Here is a 19500-nt window from a genome sequence, read left to right on the forward strand (position 1 = left end):
TAGAAACTATTACTACCTTAGGAGTGAAAATCTACTTTATGGGGATCGATTACTCACAGCTGCACGATCCGAACGCCGAGTATACGATGCGTGACCTCTCGAGCGAGACGATGGACGTCACCCGCGAACGCGGCGGCGGCCGGGACGTCGAGATCACCGACATCCAGACGACGATGGTCGACGGGAATTTTCCGTGGACCCTCGTCCGGATCTACACCGACGCGGGAATCGTCGGCACCGGTGAAGCCTACTGGGGAGCCGGCGCGCCGGAACTGATCGAGCGGATGACGCCCTTCCTGCAGGGCGAGAACCCGCTGGACATCGACCGACTGACCGAGCACCTCGTCCAGAAGATGTCCGGCGAGGGCTCGATCGGCGGCGTCACGGTCACCGCGATCTCGGGGATCGAGGTCGCGCTGCACGACCTCGCCGGAAAGATCCTCGACGTCCCGGCCTATCAGCTGCTGGGCGGCAAGTACCGCGACGAGATGCGGGTCTACTGTGACTGCCACACCGAAGAAGAGGCCGATCCCGACGCCTGTGCCGACGAAGCCGAGCGCGTCGTCGAGGACCTGGGGTACGACGCCCTGAAGTTCGACCTCGACGTGCCCAGCGGTCACGAGAAAGACCGCGCGAACCGGCACCTCCGCGACCCCGAGATCGAGCACAAGGCCGAAATCGTCGAGAAAGTCACCGAGCGCGTCGGCGACCGCGCCGACGTCGCCTTCGACTGCCACTGGACCTTCTCCGGCGGCAGCGCGAAACGACTCGCCAAACGGCTCGAGGAGTACGATATCTGGTGGCTCGAGGACCCCGTCCCGCCGGAGAACCACGACGTCCAGCGGGAAGTCACCCAGTCGACGACGACGCCGATCACGGTCGGCGAGAACGTCTACCGGAAACACGGCCAGCGCCGCCTGCTTGAGGAGCAGGCCGTCGACATGATCGCGCCGGACATGCCCAAAGTCGGCGGGATGCGCGAGACGCAGAAGATCGCCGATCTCGCGGACATGTACTACGTCCCGGTCGCGATGCACAACGTGGCCTCACCGGTCGCGACGGTCGCTAGCGCCCACGTCGGCGCGGCGATCCCGAACTCGCTCGCGGTGGAGTACCACTCCTACGAACTCGGCTGGTGGGAGGATCTCGTCGAGGAGGACATCATCGAGGATGGCTACATCGAGATTCCCGAGGAGCCCGGACTGGGCGTTACGCTGGACATGGAGACCGTTGAGGAACACATGGTGGAGGGCGAGGAGTTGTTCGACGAAGCGTGAACTTCGTCGAGCCAGCAAATCTCGGATTTGCGTTGTTTGACGAAGCGTGAGCGAAGTCAAACGTACGGAGCTTTGCTCGGGGTTGGTCGACGGAGTTCGAGCGTCGTCGAGTTCGTATTCCAGCGCGGCCGCCACTCAAGGTCCACGACGATCGGGACACGATCGGCGGCACCGGCGCGTTCCTCGAGAACTACGAGGCGGAGTCCGTCACGATTCGCCCGCTCGAGAAGTGATCGATTCGAAATTCAGATTATTTCGACTATGAGTGAATTTATGGGGGTCTGGGAAGAACTCCTTCCTATGACGGATCGTCTCAGCAACGGCCGGATCACGCCCGGGGATCGAACGGCGGCTTCGGGAGGGCTCTACGGATGAGCGAGAAACGGGTCGTCAGGGAACGGATCGTCGACGGCGGCGTCATCGCGGTCCTCCGCGGTATCGATGAATCGCAGATCGTCCCGGTTGCCCGCGCGATGCACGACGCGGGGGTGGACGCGCTCGAGATCACGGCGGATGGAACTCGCGCGGCCGAACAGATCGCGGCCGTCGATCGGGAACTGACGGACACCGACGCGGTCGTCGGCGCGGGGACCGTCCTCGACGCGCCGACCGCGCAGTCGGTGATCGACGCGGGCGCGTCGTTCGTCGTCTCGCCCCATACCGAGGCGGACGTCGTCCGGACCTGCAACCGACACGGCGTCCTCGTCGCACCCGGCGTGATGACGCCGACCGAGGCCGTGACGGCGATGGAAGCCGGCGCGGATCTCCTCAAAATGTTCCCCGCGTCGACGGTCGGCCCGGGCCACATCGGCGCGCTCGCGGGGCCGCTCGGCGACGTCGACATCGTTCCGACGGGCGGCGTCTCGCGCGACAACGTCGCCGACTTCTTCGACGCCGGCGCAGTGGCCGTCGGAGCCGGCGGCGCGATCGTGGACGACGCGGCCGTGGCCGACGGCGACATGGATCGGGTCCGAGCGACGGCGGCGTCGTTCGTCGACGCGGTCGAGGCGGCGCGTAGCGAGTAATCGAACGGCGGCGCTCTCGGCGGTGCTTCTTCCGCGGACGGCCACAGCACGACCGTCTGAGTGTGCTGGTTACCGTTTTATGCCAGTCGTCGGGGTCGCTACGGGCGTGACTCCAGATCAGCGCACGCGCAGACGAGTCCTTCGAACGGTCGGGGCCGCCGCAGCGATCGGCGGCCTCGGGGTCGGCTCGAGTGCTGCGCAGAACGGGCAGGACGACCAGGACCGGCAGAACGGGCAGAACGGAAACGGTGACGGGGTCGACAGTCCGTATACGGCAGTGTATCGCGACACTATCGGGTCCGTCGTGCTGGTCACCGTCTCCGGTCCTCGCGGCGGTGGCGGACTGGGATCGGGGTTCGTCATCGACGATCAGCACGTCGTCACCAACAACCACGTCGTCCAGAGCGCGGCCGAGGGCGGCGTCGAACTGCAGTTCAGTACCGAGGAGTGGCGGACCGCGTCGATCGTCGGCACCGACCCCTACAGCGATCTCGCCGTCCTTCGCGTCGAGGAGCTGCCGGACGTCGCGTCAGGGCTGTCGATCGTCGACAGCGAGCCCGCCATCGGCCGGGAGGTACTCGTTCTCGGCAATCCGCTCGGGCTCGACGCCTCGGTCTCTCAGGGGATCGTCAGCGGCGTCGATCGAGTGCTGCCCAGCCCGGCGGGCTTCTCGATTCCGGCCGCGATCCAGACCGACGCGTCGGTCAACCCCGGCAACAGCGGCGGCCCGTTGGTGAGCCTCGAGGGCGACGTGCTCGGGATCGTCTTCGCCGGTGCCGATCAGACGATCGGTTTCGCGATCTCCTCTCACCTCGCGAATCGGGTCGTCCCCGCGCTCATCGAGGACGGCACGTACGAACACCCGTTCATGGGCGTCGCCGTTCAGCCCGTCGGACCGGACATCGCCGAGGCGGTCGGACTCGAGGCGGCCACCGGCGTTCTCGTCACGGAAGTCGTCCCGAACGCGCCCGCCGCCGGCGTTCTCCAGCCGGCGGTTCCCACGCAGCCCGGCAGCGGTGACGTGATCGTCGCCATCGACGACGAGGAGATCCAGAATCAGGCCCAGCTCCTCTCGTATCTCGCGCTCGAGACGTCGCCTGGTGACACGGTCGAACTCACGGTCGTCCGGGAGGGCGAACGGGGGTCAGTGGAGGTAACGTTAGCATCGCGGCCGGAACCCCGGCTGCCACGGACGCCGATTCCGGGAACGCCGGGCGAACGACCGCCGACGGGCCCGTAACCGATACCGGCCGCTACCAGTTCGTTTCGGGACGGTTGGGTCGGCCGGCTCCGTCAAATATGCGGAAACCCAGTTCGCTCGTCGTTCGGACGACTGCCGTTAGCGTTCGTCGGCCGCTTCTTCTTCTTCCTCCTCGAGGTCCTCGAGATCGTCCGCGTCCTCGCGAGGCGCGTTCTGGGTACCGAGGTTGTCATCGCCATCGTCGACTTCGTCGGGATCGCGGTCGATCCGCTCGAGTTCGTCGTCGATCTCAGCCTCCCGTTCCGCCTCGTACTCGTTCGCTCTGTCGGCATCGTCTTCTGCCATGGTTTCCGATTGGTAACCGAACGGTTTGGGTGCCGGGCCGTCGACTGCAACGTCTCCGGCGGTCCCGATCGAGTGCCGTTTCGACACCTGACGGGCGCGATCCGTCGCCGGACACGAAAGACAGATAAAAGAGCCCGCGCTGTGAACAGACAGACATGGACGTTCCGTACGACCTCACCTCGTACGTTCGGGTGTTGAAAATGGCGACGACACCCACTACCGAGGAGTTCCTTCAGGTGTCGAAAATTGCCGGTGCAGGAGTCCTGCTGATCGGGCTCGTCGGATTCCTCATCGGCACGATCATGGTATTCCTGACCAGCGGTGGTGGCCTCTAATGGGCATCTTCGCTGTCAAAACGACGGCGAGCCAGGAGCGAACCGTCGCGGACATGATCATCAACCGCGAAGAGCCGGATATTCACGCCGCGCTCGCGCCCGACTCGCTGACCTCCTACGTGATGGTCGAAGCCGAAGGCGACGCGGTCCTCAACCGAGTCCTCGAGGACATTCCGCACGCGCGGAGCATCGTCCCCGGCGAGTCCGACATCTCCGAGGTCGAACATTTCCTCTCGCCGAAGCCGGACGTCGAGGGAATCGCCGAGGGCGACATCGTCGAACTCATCGCCGGGCCGTTCAAGGGCGAGAAGGCCCAGGTCCAGCGCATCGACGAGGGGAAGGATCAGGTGACGGTCGAGCTCTACGAGGCGACGGTTCCGATTCCGGTGACGGTGCGTGGCGACCAGATTCGCGTGCTGGATTCCGACGAACGATAGTTCGTCGGAGCGCGCGAACGGGTGCCACGAACAGTACGAGGCGAGCCGTGGCTACGTGACCGAAATCAGCAACTTCTGAGTCTGAGACGTCACAGAACGTGTCGAATTGGTGACCGCAGCGGCGGAACCGGTGGGATCTATCGCCGGCCGTTGCCGACAACCGATCGTTCGCTACCGTTTCAGTTTCGTGGCGATCGCCTGCATATCCGCGACGGATTCGATCTCCTCGAGCAACTCCTCGCGCTCTCGGACCGCTTCGGAGCTGGCACCGTAGGCGCGGACGTATTCGGCGCGGCTGTGTTCGGTGAAGGCGTGGCGAATCGCGAGATAGCCGTCCGGAATGATGGTCCCACAGACTTTACACTCGCGGCGCTGGTGGTCCGTCGCCTGATGGACGACGGCAGACTCGACGTCTTCGAACACCGATCCGCAGCCGTCGATCCCGCATTTCCAGGCCATTCGATACGATCACTCGGACGGCCGCCCTAATCATCCTTTCGCAGCGAAGGTCATCGGCCAGAAACATGTGCCCGACAGACCTTCGGCCGTCGAGTTCCTCCGCTCGAGGTATGCCGGCGACTAACAGGTCGGAGCTGGCGGCGTTCGATGCCGATCGCGTCCGTCAGGTCGTTCAGGAGACGGTCTCCGGACCGTTGTACGCGTTCTGTGAGTACGACACGGAGTCGTTTCGACCGCTCTACCTCAGCGACGAGACCGTCTCGATGTACGAGAGTCGAGACGCGATGCTCGAGCACTTCGAGACGATACACACGAACGTCCACATGGACTTCATGCAGAGCACGCTCTTCCGAAACACCCTGTTTCCGGACGCCGAACGCGTGGAGTACATCACGACGTCGATGGACTTCCTGAAGATCCTCCGCGTCTACGTGGGCGACGACGGCCTCTTCATCTCGGTCGATCCGTCGGAACCGGTCGTTCCGATCGTCGACGCGATCAAGGCGACCGTCGACTGGCCGGAAAATCAGAATTCATAACTCGGCGCTGGCGAAAGTGAGCGACGTGACCGACGGATGACGTTCCGAGTCGACTGCCACGTGAAGGTGCTCAACGACCGCGTGGTCGAGCGGGCGAAGCGAGCCGGCCTCGACGCGATCGTCTACGCACCTCACTTCACCCGCCTTCCGGAGATCCGCGAGCGCGCGGCGGAGTACGCCGACGACGAGTTGCTGGTGATCCCCGCCCGCGAGGTGTTCACCGGCTCGTGGCGACAGCGCAGGCACGTCCTCGCCATCGGTCTCGAGGATCCCGTTCCGGATTACATCCCGCTCGAGACGGCGATGGCCGAGTTCGATCGACAGGGTGCGGCGGTGCTCATTCCGCATCCGACCTTCGCGAACGTGAGCTTCGAGGAAGCCGATCTGAAAGCGTACGCGGAGACGATCGACGCGATCGAGATCTTCAACCCGAAGCACTTTCGATTACACAATCGCCGCGCACGCAGCCTCGCCGAGTCGCTCTCGCTCCCGCCGTTTACCTCCTCGTACGCCCACCTCCCGCGAACGGTCGGCGTTGCCTACACCGCCTTCGAGGCGGCTATCGAACGCGAGGCGGAACTCGTGACCGCGATCAGAGACGGGATCGCACGCCGTGTCGTCTACGACAACTGCCCCGATCGGTTGACGACGACCGCGTCGGAACTCGCACACCTCGTCTACGAGAACACCTGGAAGAAGGTCGATCGACTCTTCCTTTCGGGAACCGAGCCGACCCATCCTACCCACATCGCGTACGACGGTCGATTCGACGACGTGTCCGTCTATTAGGCACGCTCCGGCTGATCGCTAACTCACCTGCCGAGTCGATAGCTACACGTGCCAACGCATACCACTACGAGTACCGATGTGCTCGAACCGTATCTCCCGGAACCCGTTCGACCGAAGCGCAGCCGACGCCGTCCCCGGAGCTGATCGCCGATGAGGAATTTCTCGAACCACGCGTCCGATCGACCCGCGGGCCACGATGTCGAAATCACCGGGATCGAAGCGGCGGTCGTGGAGGGGAACTTCGAATGGAATCTCGTGAAAGTCCACACCGATGCGGGCGTGACGGGGATCGGCGAAGCTTACCGCGGCGGTGGGGTCCCCGAACTCGTCGAGTACGCGAACCGATTTCTCGTCGGCGAAAACCCGCTGGACGTCGAGCGGTTGTTCCGCCGCATCGTCCAGGAGATGTCGGGCCACGGCGGCACGACCGGGAAGGTCGTCACCGCCGCTTCGGGGATCGAAATCGCGCTGTGGGACGCCGCCGGCAAAGTTCTGGACCTGCCGGTCTATCAGTTGCTCGGATCGCGCTACCGCGATCGGGTCCGGATCTACTGCGACTGCCACGCCGGCGAAGCGTACGCGGTCGACGACGGCGGTTTCACCGAGTACGCCGACGCGGACGCCTACACGCCCGCGGCCTACGCCGCCGAAGCCGAGCGCGTCGTCGACAGGGGTTTCGACGCGATCAAGTTCGACCTCGACATGGCTCGAGACAACGAGCCGGATCCGTACAACGGTCGCCTGACTAACGCCGCCTTGAACCAGAAGGTCGCGGTCGTCGAGGCCGTCCGCGAGGCGATCGGCGACGAGATCGACCTCGCCTTCGACTGCCACTGGGATTACACCGTCGAGAGCGCCGCGCGGCTCGCCCGCAAACTCGAGCCCTACGATCTCATGTGGCTCGAGGACGTCGTTCCCCCGGAGGAGACGGCGGCACAGAAGGAAGTCGCCCGACGGACCGAGACGCCGCTCGCGACGGGCGAGAATCGGTTCCGGATCCACGAACTGAGCGATCTGATCGACGACTACGCGGTCGACGTGATCACGCCCGATCCGACGACCTGCGGCGGGCTCGCCGAGTCCAAGGGGATCGCCGAACGAGCCGAAGAACGCTATATTCCGTTCTCACCGCACAACGTCTGTAGTCCCGTCGGGACGATGGCCTGCGTCCACCTCTGTGCGGCCGTCCCCAACGCGGACGTGCTCGAGTATCACGCGCTCGAGGTCGACTGGTGGGACGACCTGCTCGAGCGCGACGAGCCGCTGATCGAGGACGGGTACATCGACGTGCCGACCGAGCCGGGCCTGGGCATCGAACTGGACGGAGGGGTCGTCGAGGAGCACGTACTGCCTGGGACCGGCGGTTTCGACTGAGAGACACGCGGCCTCGGGTTCTGTCAGTAACGGTACTGCGATCCCTTCATTCGAGGTGTGATGTGAAACTCGTGTGCAGTACAGGTAACGTCGTTACCGGAACGAGAATCGATCTCACCGATAGCCGAAAAATCGTATCTGATGGGGGCATCTGAGTCGACCGGACATTTCAGATTCTCGACTCGGCCGCGCCTTGTGGTCGCGTCTTCCGACCCTCTGAACGGCTACGCTCCTCCCTGTGAATACCGCCTCGAGAGCAACCGTCGTATCATCTGACTATTGTCGCATTCTGCGGATCCCGCGCATCATTAATTGCCTTTGCAACCCTACTACTCTCGGACGGAAATCAAATAATGGAGTACGCTGTCCACGTTCCCCGAAGCGGACGTCTCAATCGGATAGATAAATCGACCGTCGAGTGCGAGCGATGAGTCTCGTCGAGGTTCTCCCGCTGGCTATCGTGATGATCGCAGGTCCGCAGATACTCTCACCGATTTTTCTCGCCACGAGCGAGCGGTGGCGGGCGAACTCTACGGCCTACGTCTTCGGTGCGGCCCTCTCGATCAGCACCGTCGTTGTGGTTGCGTACCTCCTCGGGAACCGTTTGGGCAGTGGCGGTGATCTAGTAGGGGCGAGTACGAAAGACCTTCTCTACGTCGCAGTTCTCGTGTTCCTCCTCTACGCGGCGGTGGATACCTATCGAAAGCGGAACGTGTCGGAGCCACCGGAGTGGATGGGAAAACTGATAGATGCGACCCCCCGGTTCTCGTTTCGACTGGGATTCCTCCTGTTGGGATTTTTCCCGACCGATATCCTCACATCACTCAGCGTCGGAACCTATCTCGCAGCCAACGGCGCCCCGGTTACCGATGCGATGGGATTCGTCTTGCTCACACTCTTCATCTTAGCGCTGCCGTCGCTGGGAGTGTTCTTACTCAGGGACCGAGCGGAAGTCGCACTCCCCAAAGTCCGTGACTGGCTGAATGACAACTCGTGGATCGTCTCCGAAGCGGTGATTCTGCTCTTCGTCGTCCTGACGCTCCAGAACCTCCTCACGTGAGGCGGTAGATTCCTCTGAGGCGGGGTAGATACGGAGCTCTCCCCTCTACACGATAGTAGACAGCGTCCCTCCCGAATATCACCAACAGCTACCAGAATCCTCATCGCTCGGTGAGTGCGCGTCGTTCCTGCGTTGCTCGACGCGGTTTCGACCTTGCTGAGGATCGAAAGTGCATTACTCTCCGTCGGCTGATTCGCGGACTCGAACGAGCGTCTCCGCGACCCGGTCCCAGTGGCTTCCGCGCCAGAAGTACTGCCCGCAGTCCCGACAGACCCACGTGGCGAACTCGGACGGGTCGGGCGCGTACTCCGGCGTCGCAACCGTCGAGCCGACGCGCTCGAGCGGGCCGTTACACCGCCCGCAGAACCGGGGGTCGTCCGCGAGCGTCAGGTCGATCCCGGCCGCGTCGAGCGCCGCGAGCTGGGCCTCGACGTCGCGGGACTCGAGCAAGATCGACTCGTCGGCCCGCCCCGCGAGTTCGACGTCTCGAGTGACGACCGTCCGCTCCTCGGCTCGAGCGACGGCGAACAGGTCCGCGTCGGCCTCGAGTCCTCGGTCACCGGCGTAGACGGTGTCGTGATCGCACATTCGTAGATAGGAGACGATTCCGCCGCACATGACGTCGACGAGCGAGCGCATGGGAGGGGAAGCCGGTGGCGTTCGTCAGTGAAGGAACTCGCGCAGGTCCGCGAGTTCCCACGTGTTGATCACGTCGGCCGGTTCCGCCCAACCGCGGCGCGCGGTGTGGACCCCCCAGCGCATGTACTCGAGCGTCGAGGGCTGATGTGAGTCCGTGTTGATCGCGATCGTTGCGCCCTCCTCGAGGGCGGCCTGAACGGCGCTGCCCCAGAGGTCCAGCCGGCGGGGATTGCTGTTGACCTCGAGGGCGGTGTCGTGTTCGGCGGCGGCCCGTCCGAGCGCGGTCGCGTCGAACTCGAGACCGGAGCGCTCGTTGAGCAGCCGGCCGCTGGGGTGGCCCAGCACGTCGATCGCCGGGTTCTCGAGGGCGTGGACGAGTCGATCCGTAGCCGTCTCGGCGTCCTGCCCGAGCGCGCTGTGCGTCGAGGCGACGATTACGTCCAGCGCCTCGATGACGTCGTCGGAGAGGTCGATCTCGCCGTTAGCGTCGACGTTCGCTTCGATTCCCGCGAGGACTTCGATATCGACCTCGTCGCCGACCGCGCGGATTTCCTCGACCTGCTCGAGGATCTCGGTATCGGAGAGACCCATGCCGCCGACGATACCCGGGCCCTCGGCGTGGTCGGCGATTCCGAAGTAGTCGTAGCCGCGCTCGGCGGCGGCGTCGACCATCGCCTCGATGGGAGTGGCACCGTCGGACCACTCGGTGTGAGTGTGCAAGTCGCCGCGAATGTCGTCGCGCGCGATGAGGGCGGGCAGATCGCCCTCCTCGGCGGCTTCGATCTCGCCTCGATCCGTCCGAAGCTCCGGCGGAATCCACGGCAAGCCGAGCGCCTCGTACATTCCTTCCTCGGTTTCGCCGGCGACGCGATCGCCGACTCGCTGTCCCTCCGTCGCGTCCGGAACCCCGCTCACGTCGAAGGCACCGTACTCGTTTAACTTCATCTCGCGGTCGATCGCGTAGTTGCGCAGGCTGACGTTGTGGTCCTTGCTCCCGGTGAAGTATTGGAGCGCGGAGCCGAACTCCTCGGGGACGACGACGCGCAAATCGACGCGGATTTCGCCGACGCGGACGCTCGCCTTTTCGGGCCCGGATTCGATCTCGTCGTCGGCCGACTCCCACTCGACGAAGCGCTCGATCACGGCCTCGTTCGCCTCGGTCGCCGCGAGGATGTCCACGTCGCCGATCGTCTCTCGCCACCGACGGATCGAGCCCGCCACTTCGCAGCGCTCGACCGCGTCGATCGACTCGAGGAACGCGAGCACGTCGTCGGCGAGCGGTCGCGCCTCGCCGAGCAGTTGGCGCTGACCGACGGTGCGTGCGAACTCGACGTTCTCGAGGATGTTCTGCTCAGTTTTCGGCCCGAACCCCTTCACGGACTGTATCTCCCCGGCTTCGGCCGCTTCCTCGAGGTCGTCCAGGGTCCGAATCTCGAGTTCGCGGTAGAGCGTCCCCGCGGTTTTAGGGCCGACCCCTTCGATCCGGGTGATATCGGCGATGTCGATCGGGAGTTCCTCTCGGAGCGCCTCGAGTTCGTCGATATCGCCGGTTTCGACGTACTCGATGATCTTCGAGGAGATGGCGTCGCCGACGCCCTCGATGTTCTCGACGGCCTCGCGGTCGCCGGACTCGACCCGGTCGGCGATCGGCGACGGATGAGCGCGGATGTTCTCGGCGGCTCGGCGGTAGGCGCGGGGTTTGTACTCGACGTCGTCGGCCTCGAGCAGGTCCGCGAACTCCTCGAAGCGAGCGGCGAGTTCGGCGTTGGTCGTCATCGGCCCCTCCGCGCGCTGGCGTCGTCCTCCTGGCCCAGCGCCTTCTTCAGGAACGACATCCAGCGTTTGCGATCCTGGGCTTGCTGCACTTTCTGCTCGCGCTCGAGATCCGTCGGCCCCAGACTCTCAAGGGCGTTCAGCGCCCGGTCGATGCCGATGATGCTGCCGGCGAGCTCCTCGCCCTCGGCCCACGTGATCTCGCCCTCCTCGATCCGCTCGAGTCGCTCGAGCCGCTCGCGTCGCAGGTTCTTCTTGGCCTGCTCGACGCGGTCGCGTTCGCCGGCCGGGACCGTCTCGCGGCGCTTGATCTCGAAGACGAACGTCCGGAGGTCGATCTCCTCCCCCTGGATTGCGATCGTCTCCGGGATGTCCGCGCCGACGGTCGCGCCCTCGCGCTCGACGCGCTCGAGCAGTTGCTTGCGCTCGTACTCTTGCACAGTCGGATATGGGAGCGAGGAGCCAAAAATGTACAGTCCGCGCCGTCGGTAAGTACGGAACCAGCCCGTTTCGTGACCTTCGATCGGTCGGTAATGAGAGCGAAACGAACCGTACACCGTGCCTACTGATCGAACCGAACGCGCCGAAATAATCCGTCGAAAACCCCAAATCCCTTAGCGACTCCGCACATACCCCCGGTTAATGGCCAAGTGCGACGTGTGTGGGAAGGACGAAAACATGCCGTACAACTGTCGGCACTGCGGTGGCACGTACTGTGGCGACCATCGGCTCCCCGAGAATCATAACTGCACGGGGCTCGAGAACTGGAACGACCCGAAGGGCGTCTTCGACAGCGGCTTCGACGACAACGTCAATTCGGGCGGCAACGCGTCACGCGCTTCGAGTCTCGTGAACAAGCTCCCGATCGATACGGGACCGGGCGGGCCACTGGCGTACTTCCGCGGGAACATGACGTACACGATCCTCGCCGTGATGTGGCTGACCTTCCTCAGTCAGTTACTTTTCCGACAGTTCCTCAGTTACGAGGCCTATAGCTCTATCTTCGTTCTTCGGCCCTATCATCCGGAGTACGTCTGGACGTGGTTCACATCCATTTTCGCCCACGGTGGATTCATGCACATCGTCGGGAACAGCATCGTGATATTCTTCTTCGGCCCGCTCGTCGAGCGCTACGTCGGGTCACGGAAGTTCGCGATTCTGTTTCTCGTGAGCGGTGCACTCGCCGGTCTCGGACAGATAACGATTCAGATGATCGAGGTTAGTCCGATAACGCCGTTTACCGCCGGTGTTGTGGGAGCCAGCGGTGCTGCACTCGCTATTTTGGGAGTCCTGACGGTCTTGAATCCGGACCTCAAGGTGTATCTCTACTTCATCCTCCCTGTCCCGATCTGGCTGCTCACCGCCGGCTACGCCTTCATCAGCGTTTTCTTCCTCTCGACCGGAGGCGGTGGCAACATCGCGCACATGGCCCACCTCGTCGGCCTCGTGATCGGCCTCGCCTACGGCCAGTACCTCAAGCAAAACGGGAACGTCAGCGCGCCGAACCGCCTCGAGTTCGGCGGTGGCGGTCCCGGTGGCCCCGGTGGACCGGGCGGCCCCGGCGGCCCGGGACGCGGCCGGTTCTAATCACTCGGCACCCGTCACAGCCGCAAACCCCGCAACTGATTTTCGCCCGCCGTCTATCACCGCCACACCGATGAGCAATCCCCGCCCCGATCTCGCACCCGGTTCCGGTCTCTCGCGCGAGGCGATGGAGGACCTCCAGCGCGAAATCGCGTCCGCCGCCGTCTTCGACGACGAGTTCGCGTTCGATCCCGACGCGCTCTCGAACCCGCTCGCGACGACCGCTACCGGCGGCTCGCCCCCGGTCGTCGTTGGCGTCGATCAGGCGTTTCTCACGAAGGAGGACGGCGATCAGGACCGCGCGCTTTCCGCCGTCGTGGCCATGCGCGGCGGCGAAGTGATCGAGCGCGTCCACGCGGTGACGCCCCTCGAGATCCCCTACATCCCCGGCCTCCTCTCCTTTCGCGAGGGCGGGCCGATCCTCGCGGCGCTCGAGGAGCTGTCGGTCGACCCGGACCTCTTGCTGTTCGACGGCAGCGGCCGCATCCACTTTCGGCAGGCCGGGATCGCGACGCACATGGGCGTCGTTCGCGACGTGCCGAGCATTGGGGTCGCGAAGAGCCTGCTCTGTGGCACGCCGCGAGCGGACACCGACGACCTCCCCGAGGGGTCGACGGTCGCTATCGAATCGAACTCGAGAGTCGACGCGCCCGACGGGACCCTGATCGGCTACGCCGTCCAGACCCGGCAGTACGACTCGCCGAATCAGTACATCAATCCGCTGTACGTCAGCTCCGGCCACCGTGTCGGCCCCGAGACGGCGGCCCAGATCGTCCTCGAGCTCGCCTCATCGTACAAACTCCCCGAGCCGGTCCGGCTGGCGGACGCGTACGCGGACGAAGCGAAGAAGTCGCTCCTCGAGTAGACCTCCGTCACCGTCCACCGGCTACAGCCGACCGTCGAACCGCCTGCGGTGGGTGGGCTTTCGAGCTGTTCGCTGTCCCGAACCGAACGGTCGAGCCAGTCGGATCTCATCCGGACCTGAAAATTACGATGGGCGCGACAAACCGTCGATACTTAGGTATCGTCTCTCGAACCGGTCACGTATGGCCACCGCTGAGGACGTCGACAGGACAGCCGATGACGGGCCGGACGGGACCGTCGTCGAGGACGACCGGGGTCGCGAGACCGCGACGAGCGACGAGGACCGCTATACGCGCAAGAAATCGGTCCTCATCACGGGCTGCTCCTCGGGGATCGGCCGGGCGACCGCTCGAGCCTTCCTCGACGAGGACTGGCAAGTATTCGCGACGGCGCGAAACGTCGACGACATCGACGACCTCGAGGAGGCGGGCTGCGAGACGCTCGCGCTCGACGTCACCGATCCCGAACAGGTCGCGTCGGTCGTCGAGGAAACCGTCGACGTCGCGGGGTCGATCGACTGCGTCGTCAACAACGCCGGCTACGCCCAGATGGGGCCCCTCGAGGACGTCGCCACTGTCGACCTCCACCGGCAGTTCGACGTCAACGTCTACGGCCCCCACCGGCTCACTCGCGCCGCCCTGCCGCACATGCGCGCCCAGGGTGAGGGGTGTATCGTCAACGTCTCGAGCGTCATCGGCCGGATCTCGATGCCCGGCGCGGGTGCCTACGCCGGCTCGAAGCACGCCCTCGAGGCGATGAGCGACGCCCTGCGCGGGGAGGTCGACGAGTTCGGGATCGACGTCGTCGTGGTCGAACCCGGGCCGGTCGAGACGAACTTCTCCGACCGAGTCGACGACGAACTCCCGGAAGACGAGCGGACACCGGCTTACGAGTCGCTGTACGAACTGTACGACGACGCGCAGCTGGTCGGCGGCGGGAGCGGCGGCCCCTTCGCCTCCGATCCCGAGGACGTGGCGGAAGCGATCCTCGAGTCGGCGACCAGCCCCGACCCGCCGGCGCGGTACCCGGTCGGCCCGCTGGCGCAGTACGGCCTCTACGCTCGCTATCTGCCGGATCGGCTGCGTGATGCGGTGTACGGTCTCCTGCGAAAACTCGCGTAACTCGTCGGACGGTCTGCTGTACCGAATCCACGCTGCGACCGCAGGACGGTTCTCAGTTGCGCCGGAACCGACTCAACAGTCCGTTTCACTCGTCGTCATCGTAGCGCTCCGCGGCCGACTCGAACCCGAGCTCCGACTGCTCGCGGCTCCGGCGCTCCTCGAGGGCCGCGATCGCCGCCGGGTCGAGCCCGGCGTCGTCCGTGATCCGCGCCCACGAGTTGTGGACTTTGGCGTGACACCACCGACAGAGGTAGATCGTGATCTCGTGGGAGAGGCTTTCGCCGTCGCGAGCGTAGGAGAGGTGGTGTTCCTCGAGCAGTGGTTGCTCGTCGTCGTGTGCGATTCGCTTCTCCTCGAGTCCGCAGCGAACGCACTCGCGGTCGCGGTTGCGCGAGCGGAAGTGCGGGCAGTCGGCCCACGACCAGTCCGATTCGGGGTCGACGACTGGGCACTCGTAGTCCTCGTTCGCGCGCTCGCGAGCGAACTCGGGGTCGTGCTCGTAGTGGTCGAAGGCGTACCGGCACTGTCCGTCGCCGGTGAGGTGGTCGCAGACGCCCGCGAACTCGTAGGGGTCGTCGACGCCGACCGAGGTTCCCTGCGGGGTTTTCTCCATCGTCGACGGGGCGTAGGGCCGCGAGGGTGTTGAATCGCCCGCCTCCGCCGATGGTATTTTGATACCCTGCTGCGTCGCTATCGCTATGTTTCCGACCGACGACGGAGACGCGCTCCTGTCGACCGAGGACGTGCTCGAGGCGGTCACCGCGATCGGGGACCGCGACCGGCTCGCGGTCGCCTACGCGGTGTACGCTCACTCGGCGGACGGCCTCACGGTGAGCGAGATCGCCGCCGAGGTCGACAGAAGTGAGTCCGCGGTCGAGACCGACGTCGACGCGCTCGTCGCCGGCGGCGTGCTCGCCGAACGGATGCCCTGTCTCGTCGATACGTCGGTCGACGGCCCCGAGTACGAACTGACCGAGTTCGGCCGGCTCCTGCTCGAGGAGGGGATCCTGGCGCTGTTCGACGCCGCGGGAACGGTCGACGACCTCTGACCGCGGCCGAGACCTTTTTCTCGCCGCCGTTCGGACTCGAGTCCGTGCGACTCGTCCACGAGCCCACGTCCGACGGCGACGACGTCTTCGAGGAGCCGACGGAGACGCTTGCGACGACGGTCGAGGTTGCGGACTCGTTCGTGAGTCGGGCCCGCGGGCTCATGTTCCGGCGCTCGGTGCCGGACGACTACGCCCTCGTCTTCCCGTTCGACGACGCGGCGGTCCGGGACCTCCACATGCTGTTCGTCCGCTTCCCGATCGACGCGGTCTGGATCGAGGACGGGGTCGTCCGACGCGTCGAGCGGCTCCGGCCGTGGCGGAGTTTCGCCCGTGCGCGCGCCGATCTAATCGTCGAGCTGCCGGCCGGCGCCGCCGACGGCGTCCAGGAGGGGGATCGGGTCGTCCTCGAGTCCTGATCCCCACTAGGTTGCGTTAGCCATACGGCAATCACTGAGAAGGTCCGCGGGAGTACGACCAAACGTTCTCCGACTCACCTCTACCCAAACAGACCTAATAAGAAAATCTCACTAGTTACTCACTCTAGATTGCCTGTACGATATGTGAACGTATATTCACCGTCAAAATCATTTGGATCATAATCTGCCTGATGGAAGTACCATTTACCGTCAACTACCTCATCGTATTCCTCAATAGAGGTAGTATCAAATACTGCGATCGCCTCGAGAGCGATATGATTCGTCTCCAAACCACCACTGAGTTCATACCTATGCTTACATAACGCCTCGTCCCTTCGGCTCTTGTCATCAATGTGGAGCCCGCTTTTCGTCATTCCATTAGTAGTTGAAAAGCCAATGGAAACATCTACTCCTGATGAACCGCCGCTGACGCTGATACTTTTAGTTCGAGAGTTACTCGTTTGTGGAATCGTATTTCCGGGCCAGACTTCTTCTAATCTTGCTCCGTTCTTACCCTTCATCTCGATATAGCCCCAATCATGCTCGTAGATGCTAGCGTCCAACTCTAGTTCGCTTCTTACGACTCGATACCCACTTCGCGAAAGATCACTCCCCCAGCTGGGTCTATAAATGTTCGTACTATGGTATATCTTCTCACCGTTAATTTCTTGACTTTCATATCTACTTCCAACATTCTGGAAGTCAGATTCTAAGTTTAAATCATGGCTTGTACTAGCACTCGCACTAGCACTAATTGATCCGAGAGTGAGACCCCCTGCGATCAACTGTCCTGATTTTTTCAATACCTTTCGTCGGCCACTTTCAGCATCATTTTGATGCATGCTTTTTCCTAACAGAATCTAACACTTATGTCTCTATATTTTTAATAAATATACTATGAAGTTACTATATAAAATCCATTTGCTTTATAACTGTATTCCGCGCTTGCATCCGAACCTATGCGTTGTTAAATAGGGTGAGGTGATCCACGACCGGCGGATTTAAGTCAGCGACCTCCGTTAGCCTGCAATACAATGGCACGCCATACGCCATCTGACGAGGATAGAGGAAGTCGGGGCGACCCGGCTGGATGCGAAATTCTCCGACGAACGTAACCGCAGTACGCGCAACTCACCACTCTTGCCTGTAACTCACTCCCCCGAACAGACGATAGAATCGGACCGTACAGTGCGCCTTCTCGATACGACGCTTCGCGACGGCGAGCAAGCTCCCGGCGTCTCGCTCTCGCCCGACGAGAAAGTCGAGATCGCTCGCTCCCTCGAGCGCGCCGGCGTCTCCGTTATCGAAGCCGGCAGCGCCTGTACCGGCGCGGGTGAGCGACAGGCCATCTCGCGGGTGACTGACCTCGATCTGGACGCCCGCGTCACCAGCTTCTGTCGCGGGATCGCGAACGATATCGACCTCGCGCTCGAGTGCGAGGTCGACGGCGTCCACATCGTCGTTCCCGCCAGCGACCGCCACGTCGAGGGCAAGGTCGGGACCTCCCGCGTAGACAACCTCGAGAAGACCGCCGAACTCGTCGCCTACGCGAAAGACCACGACCTCTGGGTCGAGGTCATCGGCGAGGACGGCTCCCGGGCCGATCTCGACTACCTCGAGAAGCTGGCGGAAGCGTCCTTCGAAGCGGGCGCGGATCGCTTTTGCTTCGCGGATACCGTCGGCCACACGGGGCCGGAACACACCCGCGAGGCGGTCTCTCGGCTCGCCGAACTCGGACCCGTCAGCGCCCACACGCACGACGATCTCGGGTTGGGCGTGACCAACGCGCTCGCGGCCGTCTCGGCCGGTGCCGACCTCGTTCACTGTACGGTCAACGGGCTCGGCGAGCGCGCCGGCAACGTCGCCCTCGAGGAGGTCGCGATCGCGCTCTCGCACGTCTACGATCTCGAGACGCTCGAACTCGAGGAGCTGTACGACCTCGCACAGATCGTCTCGCGGGCGACTGGCGTTCAGCTCCCGCCGAACAAGGCCGTCATCGGCGAGAACGCCTTCACCCACGAGAGCGGTATCCACACCGACGGCACGCTCAAGGACGACAAGATGTACGAGCCCTACGCGCCCGAGACCGTCGGCCGCGAGCGCCGACTCGCACTCGGCAAGCACACCGGTCGCGCGGGCGTCGCGGCGACGCTCGAGGAACACGGCGTCGAGGCCGACGACGACGAGGTCGCGGCGATCGCGACCCGCGTGACGGAACTGGGCGATCGCGGTCGCCGGGTGACCGACGCCGACCTGCTGGCCATCGCCGAGGACGTCACCGGCGAGGATCGCGAGCGGGTCGTCGACCTGCTCGATCTCACCGCCACCAGCGGCGGAGCGGTCCCCACCGCCAGCATCCGACTGGACGTCGGCGGCGAGGAACGCGTCGCCAGCGGCACCGGTTCCGGGCCCGTCGACGCCGCCGTCTCCGCCGTCCGCGAGGCGCTGGGCTCGATGGCTGACGCCGAACTCGAGTCCTACCACGTCGACGCGGTCACGGGCGGCACCGACGCCGTCGTGACCGTCGAGGTGACGATGGCGCGCAACGACCGCTCGGTGACGGTCGCCCGCAGCGAAGCCGACATCACTCGCGCGAGCGTGAAAGCGATGGTCGACGCGCTCGATCGGCTGCTCGCGGCCGATCAACGACCGCTCGCGCCGGCCGACGACTGAGACGGTCCGCTAACCGATCTCCCGGTGCAACCCCGTAGGTCGCAGGTGCTCCGGAACTGAGTACTATCAGTCCGTCTGAGGGGGATACACGACGATTTTCGCAGCTCCGAGTAACGGTGTGACCGCCACCCTCCCGCTCGAAACGCCGACGGCTACTCCTAGCGGACGGAATCGCAATCGAGAGTTCACGGATCGAGTACATAAACGCTCCCCAGAGAGGGTGCCGACGAACGGACGCGCGATTTCGCCTGTCGACGACGGGGCCCCGAGGTCGAGGGCCGTCGGCATCACCCCTGCGACTCCGACCTGGAGGTACCCGACGATCAGCCGCTTCCGACGGTCAATAGGCGACACTTCGGCTCGAGTCGCTTGAATACGGGTGGTTTCGAACAGGTCGAGACGGAAAGATCTCCTCGGATCTGGCGTGCGCGGATCGCGATCAGAAGCGGTTATAGTCGATAGTTACTCCGGGACGGCGTCGTGATCGACCACTCGTGATATGCGTGAGCCTACCGACCGTATTCGCGACGATTGCAGGCA

22 protein-coding genes are annotated in these 19500 nt (G+C 64.1%); 15 read left to right on the plus strand and 7 right to left on the minus strand.

Going from position 1 to position 19500, the window contains the following annotated elements; genetic code table 11:
• Positions 1-38: 38 nt before the first annotated feature.
• The 3 genes from AC0QDI_RS02100 to AC0QDI_RS02110 all read left to right on the plus strand — a co-directional run bounded on the left by AC0QDI_RS02100 (position 39) and on the right by AC0QDI_RS02110 (position 3542).
• Entirely contained in the window at positions 39-1277 is a 1239-nt protein-coding gene (locus tag AC0QDI_RS02100) for a mandelate racemase/muconate lactonizing enzyme family protein (RefSeq protein WP_474664779.1), read from the plus strand.
• A 371-nt stretch (positions 1278-1648) separates the two neighbouring features.
• Complete coding sequence (locus AC0QDI_RS02105; protein WP_474664781.1) at positions 1649-2302, plus strand: bifunctional 4-hydroxy-2-oxoglutarate aldolase/2-dehydro-3-deoxy-phosphogluconate aldolase; 654 nt, start codon at positions 1649-1651, stop codon at positions 2300-2302.
• A 79-nt stretch (positions 2303-2381) separates the two neighbouring features.
• Positions 2382-3542 carry a S1C family serine protease gene (locus tag AC0QDI_RS02110; protein ID WP_474664783.1) on the plus strand — a complete coding sequence of 387 codons (1161 nt, stop codon included), beginning with the start codon at positions 2382-2384 and terminating at the stop codon, positions 3540-3542.
• A gap of 99 nt (positions 3543-3641) precedes the next feature.
• Here AC0QDI_RS02110 and AC0QDI_RS02115 read toward each other — a convergent pair whose 3' ends face one another.
• Positions 3642-3848, minus strand: a complete 207-nt coding sequence (locus AC0QDI_RS02115) for a hypothetical protein (RefSeq protein ID WP_474664785.1) — start codon at positions 3846-3848, stop codon at positions 3642-3644.
• A gap of 155 nt (positions 3849-4003) precedes the next feature.
• Between AC0QDI_RS02115 and AC0QDI_RS02120 the strand changes: the two genes are divergently transcribed.
• Positions 4004-4183 carry a protein translocase SEC61 complex subunit gamma gene (locus AC0QDI_RS02120; RefSeq protein WP_098726634.1) on the plus strand — a complete coding sequence of 60 codons (180 nt, stop codon included), beginning with the start codon at positions 4004-4006 and terminating at the stop codon, positions 4181-4183.
• Positions 4183-4620: a transcription elongation factor Spt5 gene (locus AC0QDI_RS02125; protein WP_098726635.1), complete on the plus strand. Its 438-nt coding sequence runs from the start codon at positions 4183-4185 to the stop codon at positions 4618-4620. Before AC0QDI_RS02120 ends, AC0QDI_RS02125 begins: the two co-directional genes overlap by 1 nt.
• 171 nt (positions 4621-4791) lie before the next feature.
• On the opposite strand, the gene AC0QDI_RS02130 is transcribed toward AC0QDI_RS02125, so the two are convergent.
• Positions 4792-5079 (minus strand): DUF7565 family protein, encoded by a 288-nt coding sequence (locus AC0QDI_RS02130; RefSeq protein ID WP_474664787.1) that lies wholly within the window; start codon positions 5077-5079, stop codon positions 4792-4794.
• Positions 5080-5189: 110 nt separating this feature from the next.
• Here AC0QDI_RS02130 and AC0QDI_RS02135 point away from each other — a divergent pair, with 110 nt between their 5' ends.
• From AC0QDI_RS02135 to AC0QDI_RS02150, 4 genes are all read left to right on the plus strand, one after another.
• Positions 5190-5618, plus strand: coding sequence for a hypothetical protein (locus AC0QDI_RS02135; RefSeq protein WP_474664789.1), 429 nt, complete (start codon positions 5190-5192; stop codon positions 5616-5618).
• Positions 5619-5654: 36 nt separating this feature from the next.
• A complete protein-coding gene (locus tag AC0QDI_RS02140; RefSeq protein WP_474664791.1) occupies positions 5655-6407 on the plus strand; it encodes a PHP domain-containing protein in 753 nt (250 codons plus the stop codon).
• A gap of 150 nt (positions 6408-6557) precedes the next feature.
• Positions 6558-7781 (plus strand): mandelate racemase/muconate lactonizing enzyme family protein, encoded by a 1224-nt coding sequence (locus AC0QDI_RS02145; RefSeq protein ID WP_474664792.1) that lies wholly within the window; start codon positions 6558-6560, stop codon positions 7779-7781.
• A gap of 427 nt (positions 7782-8208) precedes the next feature.
• Complete coding sequence (locus AC0QDI_RS02150; protein WP_474664793.1) at positions 8209-8841, plus strand: GAP family protein; 633 nt, start codon at positions 8209-8211, stop codon at positions 8839-8841.
• 174 nt (positions 8842-9015) lie between these two features.
• Here the strand turns inward: AC0QDI_RS02150 and AC0QDI_RS02155 are convergent, their stop codons facing one another.
• The 3 genes from AC0QDI_RS02155 to AC0QDI_RS02165 are packed head-to-tail and all read right to left on the minus strand — an operon-like array spanning position 9016 to position 11693.
• A complete protein-coding gene (locus tag AC0QDI_RS02155) occupies positions 9016-9480 on the minus strand; it encodes a Mut7-C RNAse domain-containing protein (RefSeq protein WP_474664795.1) in 465 nt (154 codons plus the stop codon).
• 24 nt (positions 9481-9504) lie between these two features.
• Positions 9505-11256, minus strand: a complete 1752-nt coding sequence (gene polX / locus AC0QDI_RS02160; protein ID WP_474664797.1) for a DNA polymerase/3'-5' exonuclease PolX — start codon at positions 11254-11256, stop codon at positions 9505-9507.
• Entirely contained in the window at positions 11253-11693 is a 441-nt protein-coding gene (locus AC0QDI_RS02165) for a DUF5788 family protein (RefSeq protein ID WP_474664799.1), read from the minus strand. Before AC0QDI_RS02165 ends, polX begins: the two co-directional genes overlap by 4 nt.
• 202 nt (positions 11694-11895) lie before the next feature.
• On the opposite strand from AC0QDI_RS02165, the gene AC0QDI_RS02170 reads away from it, so the two are divergent.
• From AC0QDI_RS02170 to AC0QDI_RS02180, 3 genes are all read left to right on the plus strand, one after another.
• The gene (locus AC0QDI_RS02170; RefSeq protein ID WP_474664801.1) at positions 11896-12840 is read left to right on the plus strand and encodes a rhomboid family intramembrane serine protease; all 945 of its coding nucleotides are present in this window, start codon (positions 11896-11898) and stop codon (positions 12838-12840) included.
• Between the two features lie 70 nt (positions 12841-12910).
• Complete coding sequence (locus tag AC0QDI_RS02175) at positions 12911-13702, plus strand: endonuclease V (protein WP_474664803.1); 792 nt, start codon at positions 12911-12913, stop codon at positions 13700-13702.
• A gap of 181 nt (positions 13703-13883) precedes the next feature.
• Positions 13884-14822: an SDR family oxidoreductase gene (locus tag AC0QDI_RS02180; protein WP_474664805.1), complete on the plus strand. Its 939-nt coding sequence runs from the start codon at positions 13884-13886 to the stop codon at positions 14820-14822.
• 85 nt (positions 14823-14907) lie between these two features.
• Here AC0QDI_RS02180 and AC0QDI_RS02185 read toward each other — a convergent pair whose 3' ends face one another.
• Complete coding sequence (locus AC0QDI_RS02185; protein ID WP_474664807.1) at positions 14908-15435, minus strand: DUF7097 family protein; 528 nt, start codon at positions 15433-15435, stop codon at positions 14908-14910.
• A gap of 85 nt (positions 15436-15520) precedes the next feature.
• Here AC0QDI_RS02185 and AC0QDI_RS02190 point away from each other — a divergent pair, with 85 nt between their 5' ends.
• A complete protein-coding gene (locus tag AC0QDI_RS02190; RefSeq protein WP_474664809.1) occupies positions 15521-15871 on the plus strand; it encodes an ArsR family transcriptional regulator in 351 nt (116 codons plus the stop codon).
• A gap of 44 nt (positions 15872-15915) precedes the next feature.
• Positions 15916-16287, plus strand: a complete 372-nt coding sequence (locus AC0QDI_RS02195) for a DUF192 domain-containing protein (RefSeq protein ID WP_474664811.1) — start codon at positions 15916-15918, stop codon at positions 16285-16287.
• 119 nt (positions 16288-16406) lie between these two features.
• On the opposite strand, the gene AC0QDI_RS02200 is transcribed toward AC0QDI_RS02195, so the two are convergent.
• Positions 16407-17129, minus strand: coding sequence for a hypothetical protein (locus tag AC0QDI_RS02200; protein ID WP_474664812.1), 723 nt, complete (start codon positions 17127-17129; stop codon positions 16407-16409).
• Between the two features lie 298 nt (positions 17130-17427).
• Between AC0QDI_RS02200 and AC0QDI_RS02205 the strand changes: the two genes are divergently transcribed.
• Positions 17428-18960: a (R)-citramalate synthase gene (locus AC0QDI_RS02205; RefSeq protein WP_474664814.1), complete on the plus strand. Its 1533-nt coding sequence runs from the start codon at positions 17428-17430 to the stop codon at positions 18958-18960.
• Positions 18961-19500: the final 540 nt, after the last annotated feature.

The organism is Natrinema sp. LJW11 (genome assembly GCF_056135975.1).

Excerpts from the sequence above, each read along its gene's own strand:
- AC0QDI_RS02115 (WP_474664785.1), bottom strand. The coding sequence starts at position 3,848 with ATGGCAGAAGACGATGCCGACAGAGCGAACGAGTACGAGGCGGAACGG.
- AC0QDI_RS02155 (WP_474664795.1), bottom strand. The coding sequence starts at position 9,480 with ATGCGCTCGCTCGTCGACGTCATGTGCGGCGGAATCGTCTCCTATCTA.
- AC0QDI_RS02100 (WP_474664779.1), top strand. The coding sequence starts at position 39 with ATGGGGATCGATTACTCACAGCTGCACGATCCGAACGCCGAGTATACG.
- AC0QDI_RS02175 (WP_474664803.1), top strand. The coding sequence starts at position 12,911 with ATGAGCAATCCCCGCCCCGATCTCGCACCCGGTTCCGGTCTCTCGCGC.
- AC0QDI_RS02105 (WP_474664781.1), top strand. The coding sequence starts at position 1,649 with ATGAGCGAGAAACGGGTCGTCAGGGAACGGATCGTCGACGGCGGCGTC.
- polX (WP_474664797.1), bottom strand. The coding sequence starts at position 11,256 with ATGACGACCAACGCCGAACTCGCCGCTCGCTTCGAGGAGTTCGCGGAC.
- AC0QDI_RS02170 (WP_474664801.1), top strand. The coding sequence starts at position 11,896 with ATGGCCAAGTGCGACGTGTGTGGGAAGGACGAAAACATGCCGTACAAC.
- AC0QDI_RS02110 (WP_474664783.1), top strand. The coding sequence starts at position 2,382 with ATGCCAGTCGTCGGGGTCGCTACGGGCGTGACTCCAGATCAGCGCACG.
- AC0QDI_RS02130 (WP_474664787.1), bottom strand. The coding sequence starts at position 5,079 with ATGGCCTGGAAATGCGGGATCGACGGCTGCGGATCGGTGTTCGAAGAC.
- AC0QDI_RS02150 (WP_474664793.1), top strand. The coding sequence starts at position 8,209 with ATGAGTCTCGTCGAGGTTCTCCCGCTGGCTATCGTGATGATCGCAGGT.
- AC0QDI_RS02145 (WP_474664792.1), top strand. The coding sequence starts at position 6,558 with ATGAGGAATTTCTCGAACCACGCGTCCGATCGACCCGCGGGCCACGAT.
- AC0QDI_RS02190 (WP_474664809.1), top strand. The coding sequence starts at position 15,521 with ATGTTTCCGACCGACGACGGAGACGCGCTCCTGTCGACCGAGGACGTG.
- AC0QDI_RS02125 (WP_098726635.1), top strand. The coding sequence starts at position 4,183 with ATGGGCATCTTCGCTGTCAAAACGACGGCGAGCCAGGAGCGAACCGTC.
- AC0QDI_RS02180 (WP_474664805.1), top strand. The coding sequence starts at position 13,884 with ATGGCCACCGCTGAGGACGTCGACAGGACAGCCGATGACGGGCCGGAC.
- AC0QDI_RS02135 (WP_474664789.1), top strand. The coding sequence starts at position 5,190 with ATGCCGGCGACTAACAGGTCGGAGCTGGCGGCGTTCGATGCCGATCGC.
- AC0QDI_RS02200 (WP_474664812.1), bottom strand. The coding sequence starts at position 17,129 with ATGCATCAAAATGATGCTGAAAGTGGCCGACGAAAGGTATTGAAAAAA.
- AC0QDI_RS02140 (WP_474664791.1), top strand. The coding sequence starts at position 5,655 with ATGACGTTCCGAGTCGACTGCCACGTGAAGGTGCTCAACGACCGCGTG.
- AC0QDI_RS02120 (WP_098726634.1), top strand. The coding sequence starts at position 4,004 with ATGGACGTTCCGTACGACCTCACCTCGTACGTTCGGGTGTTGAAAATG.
- AC0QDI_RS02185 (WP_474664807.1), bottom strand. The coding sequence starts at position 15,435 with ATGGAGAAAACCCCGCAGGGAACCTCGGTCGGCGTCGACGACCCCTAC.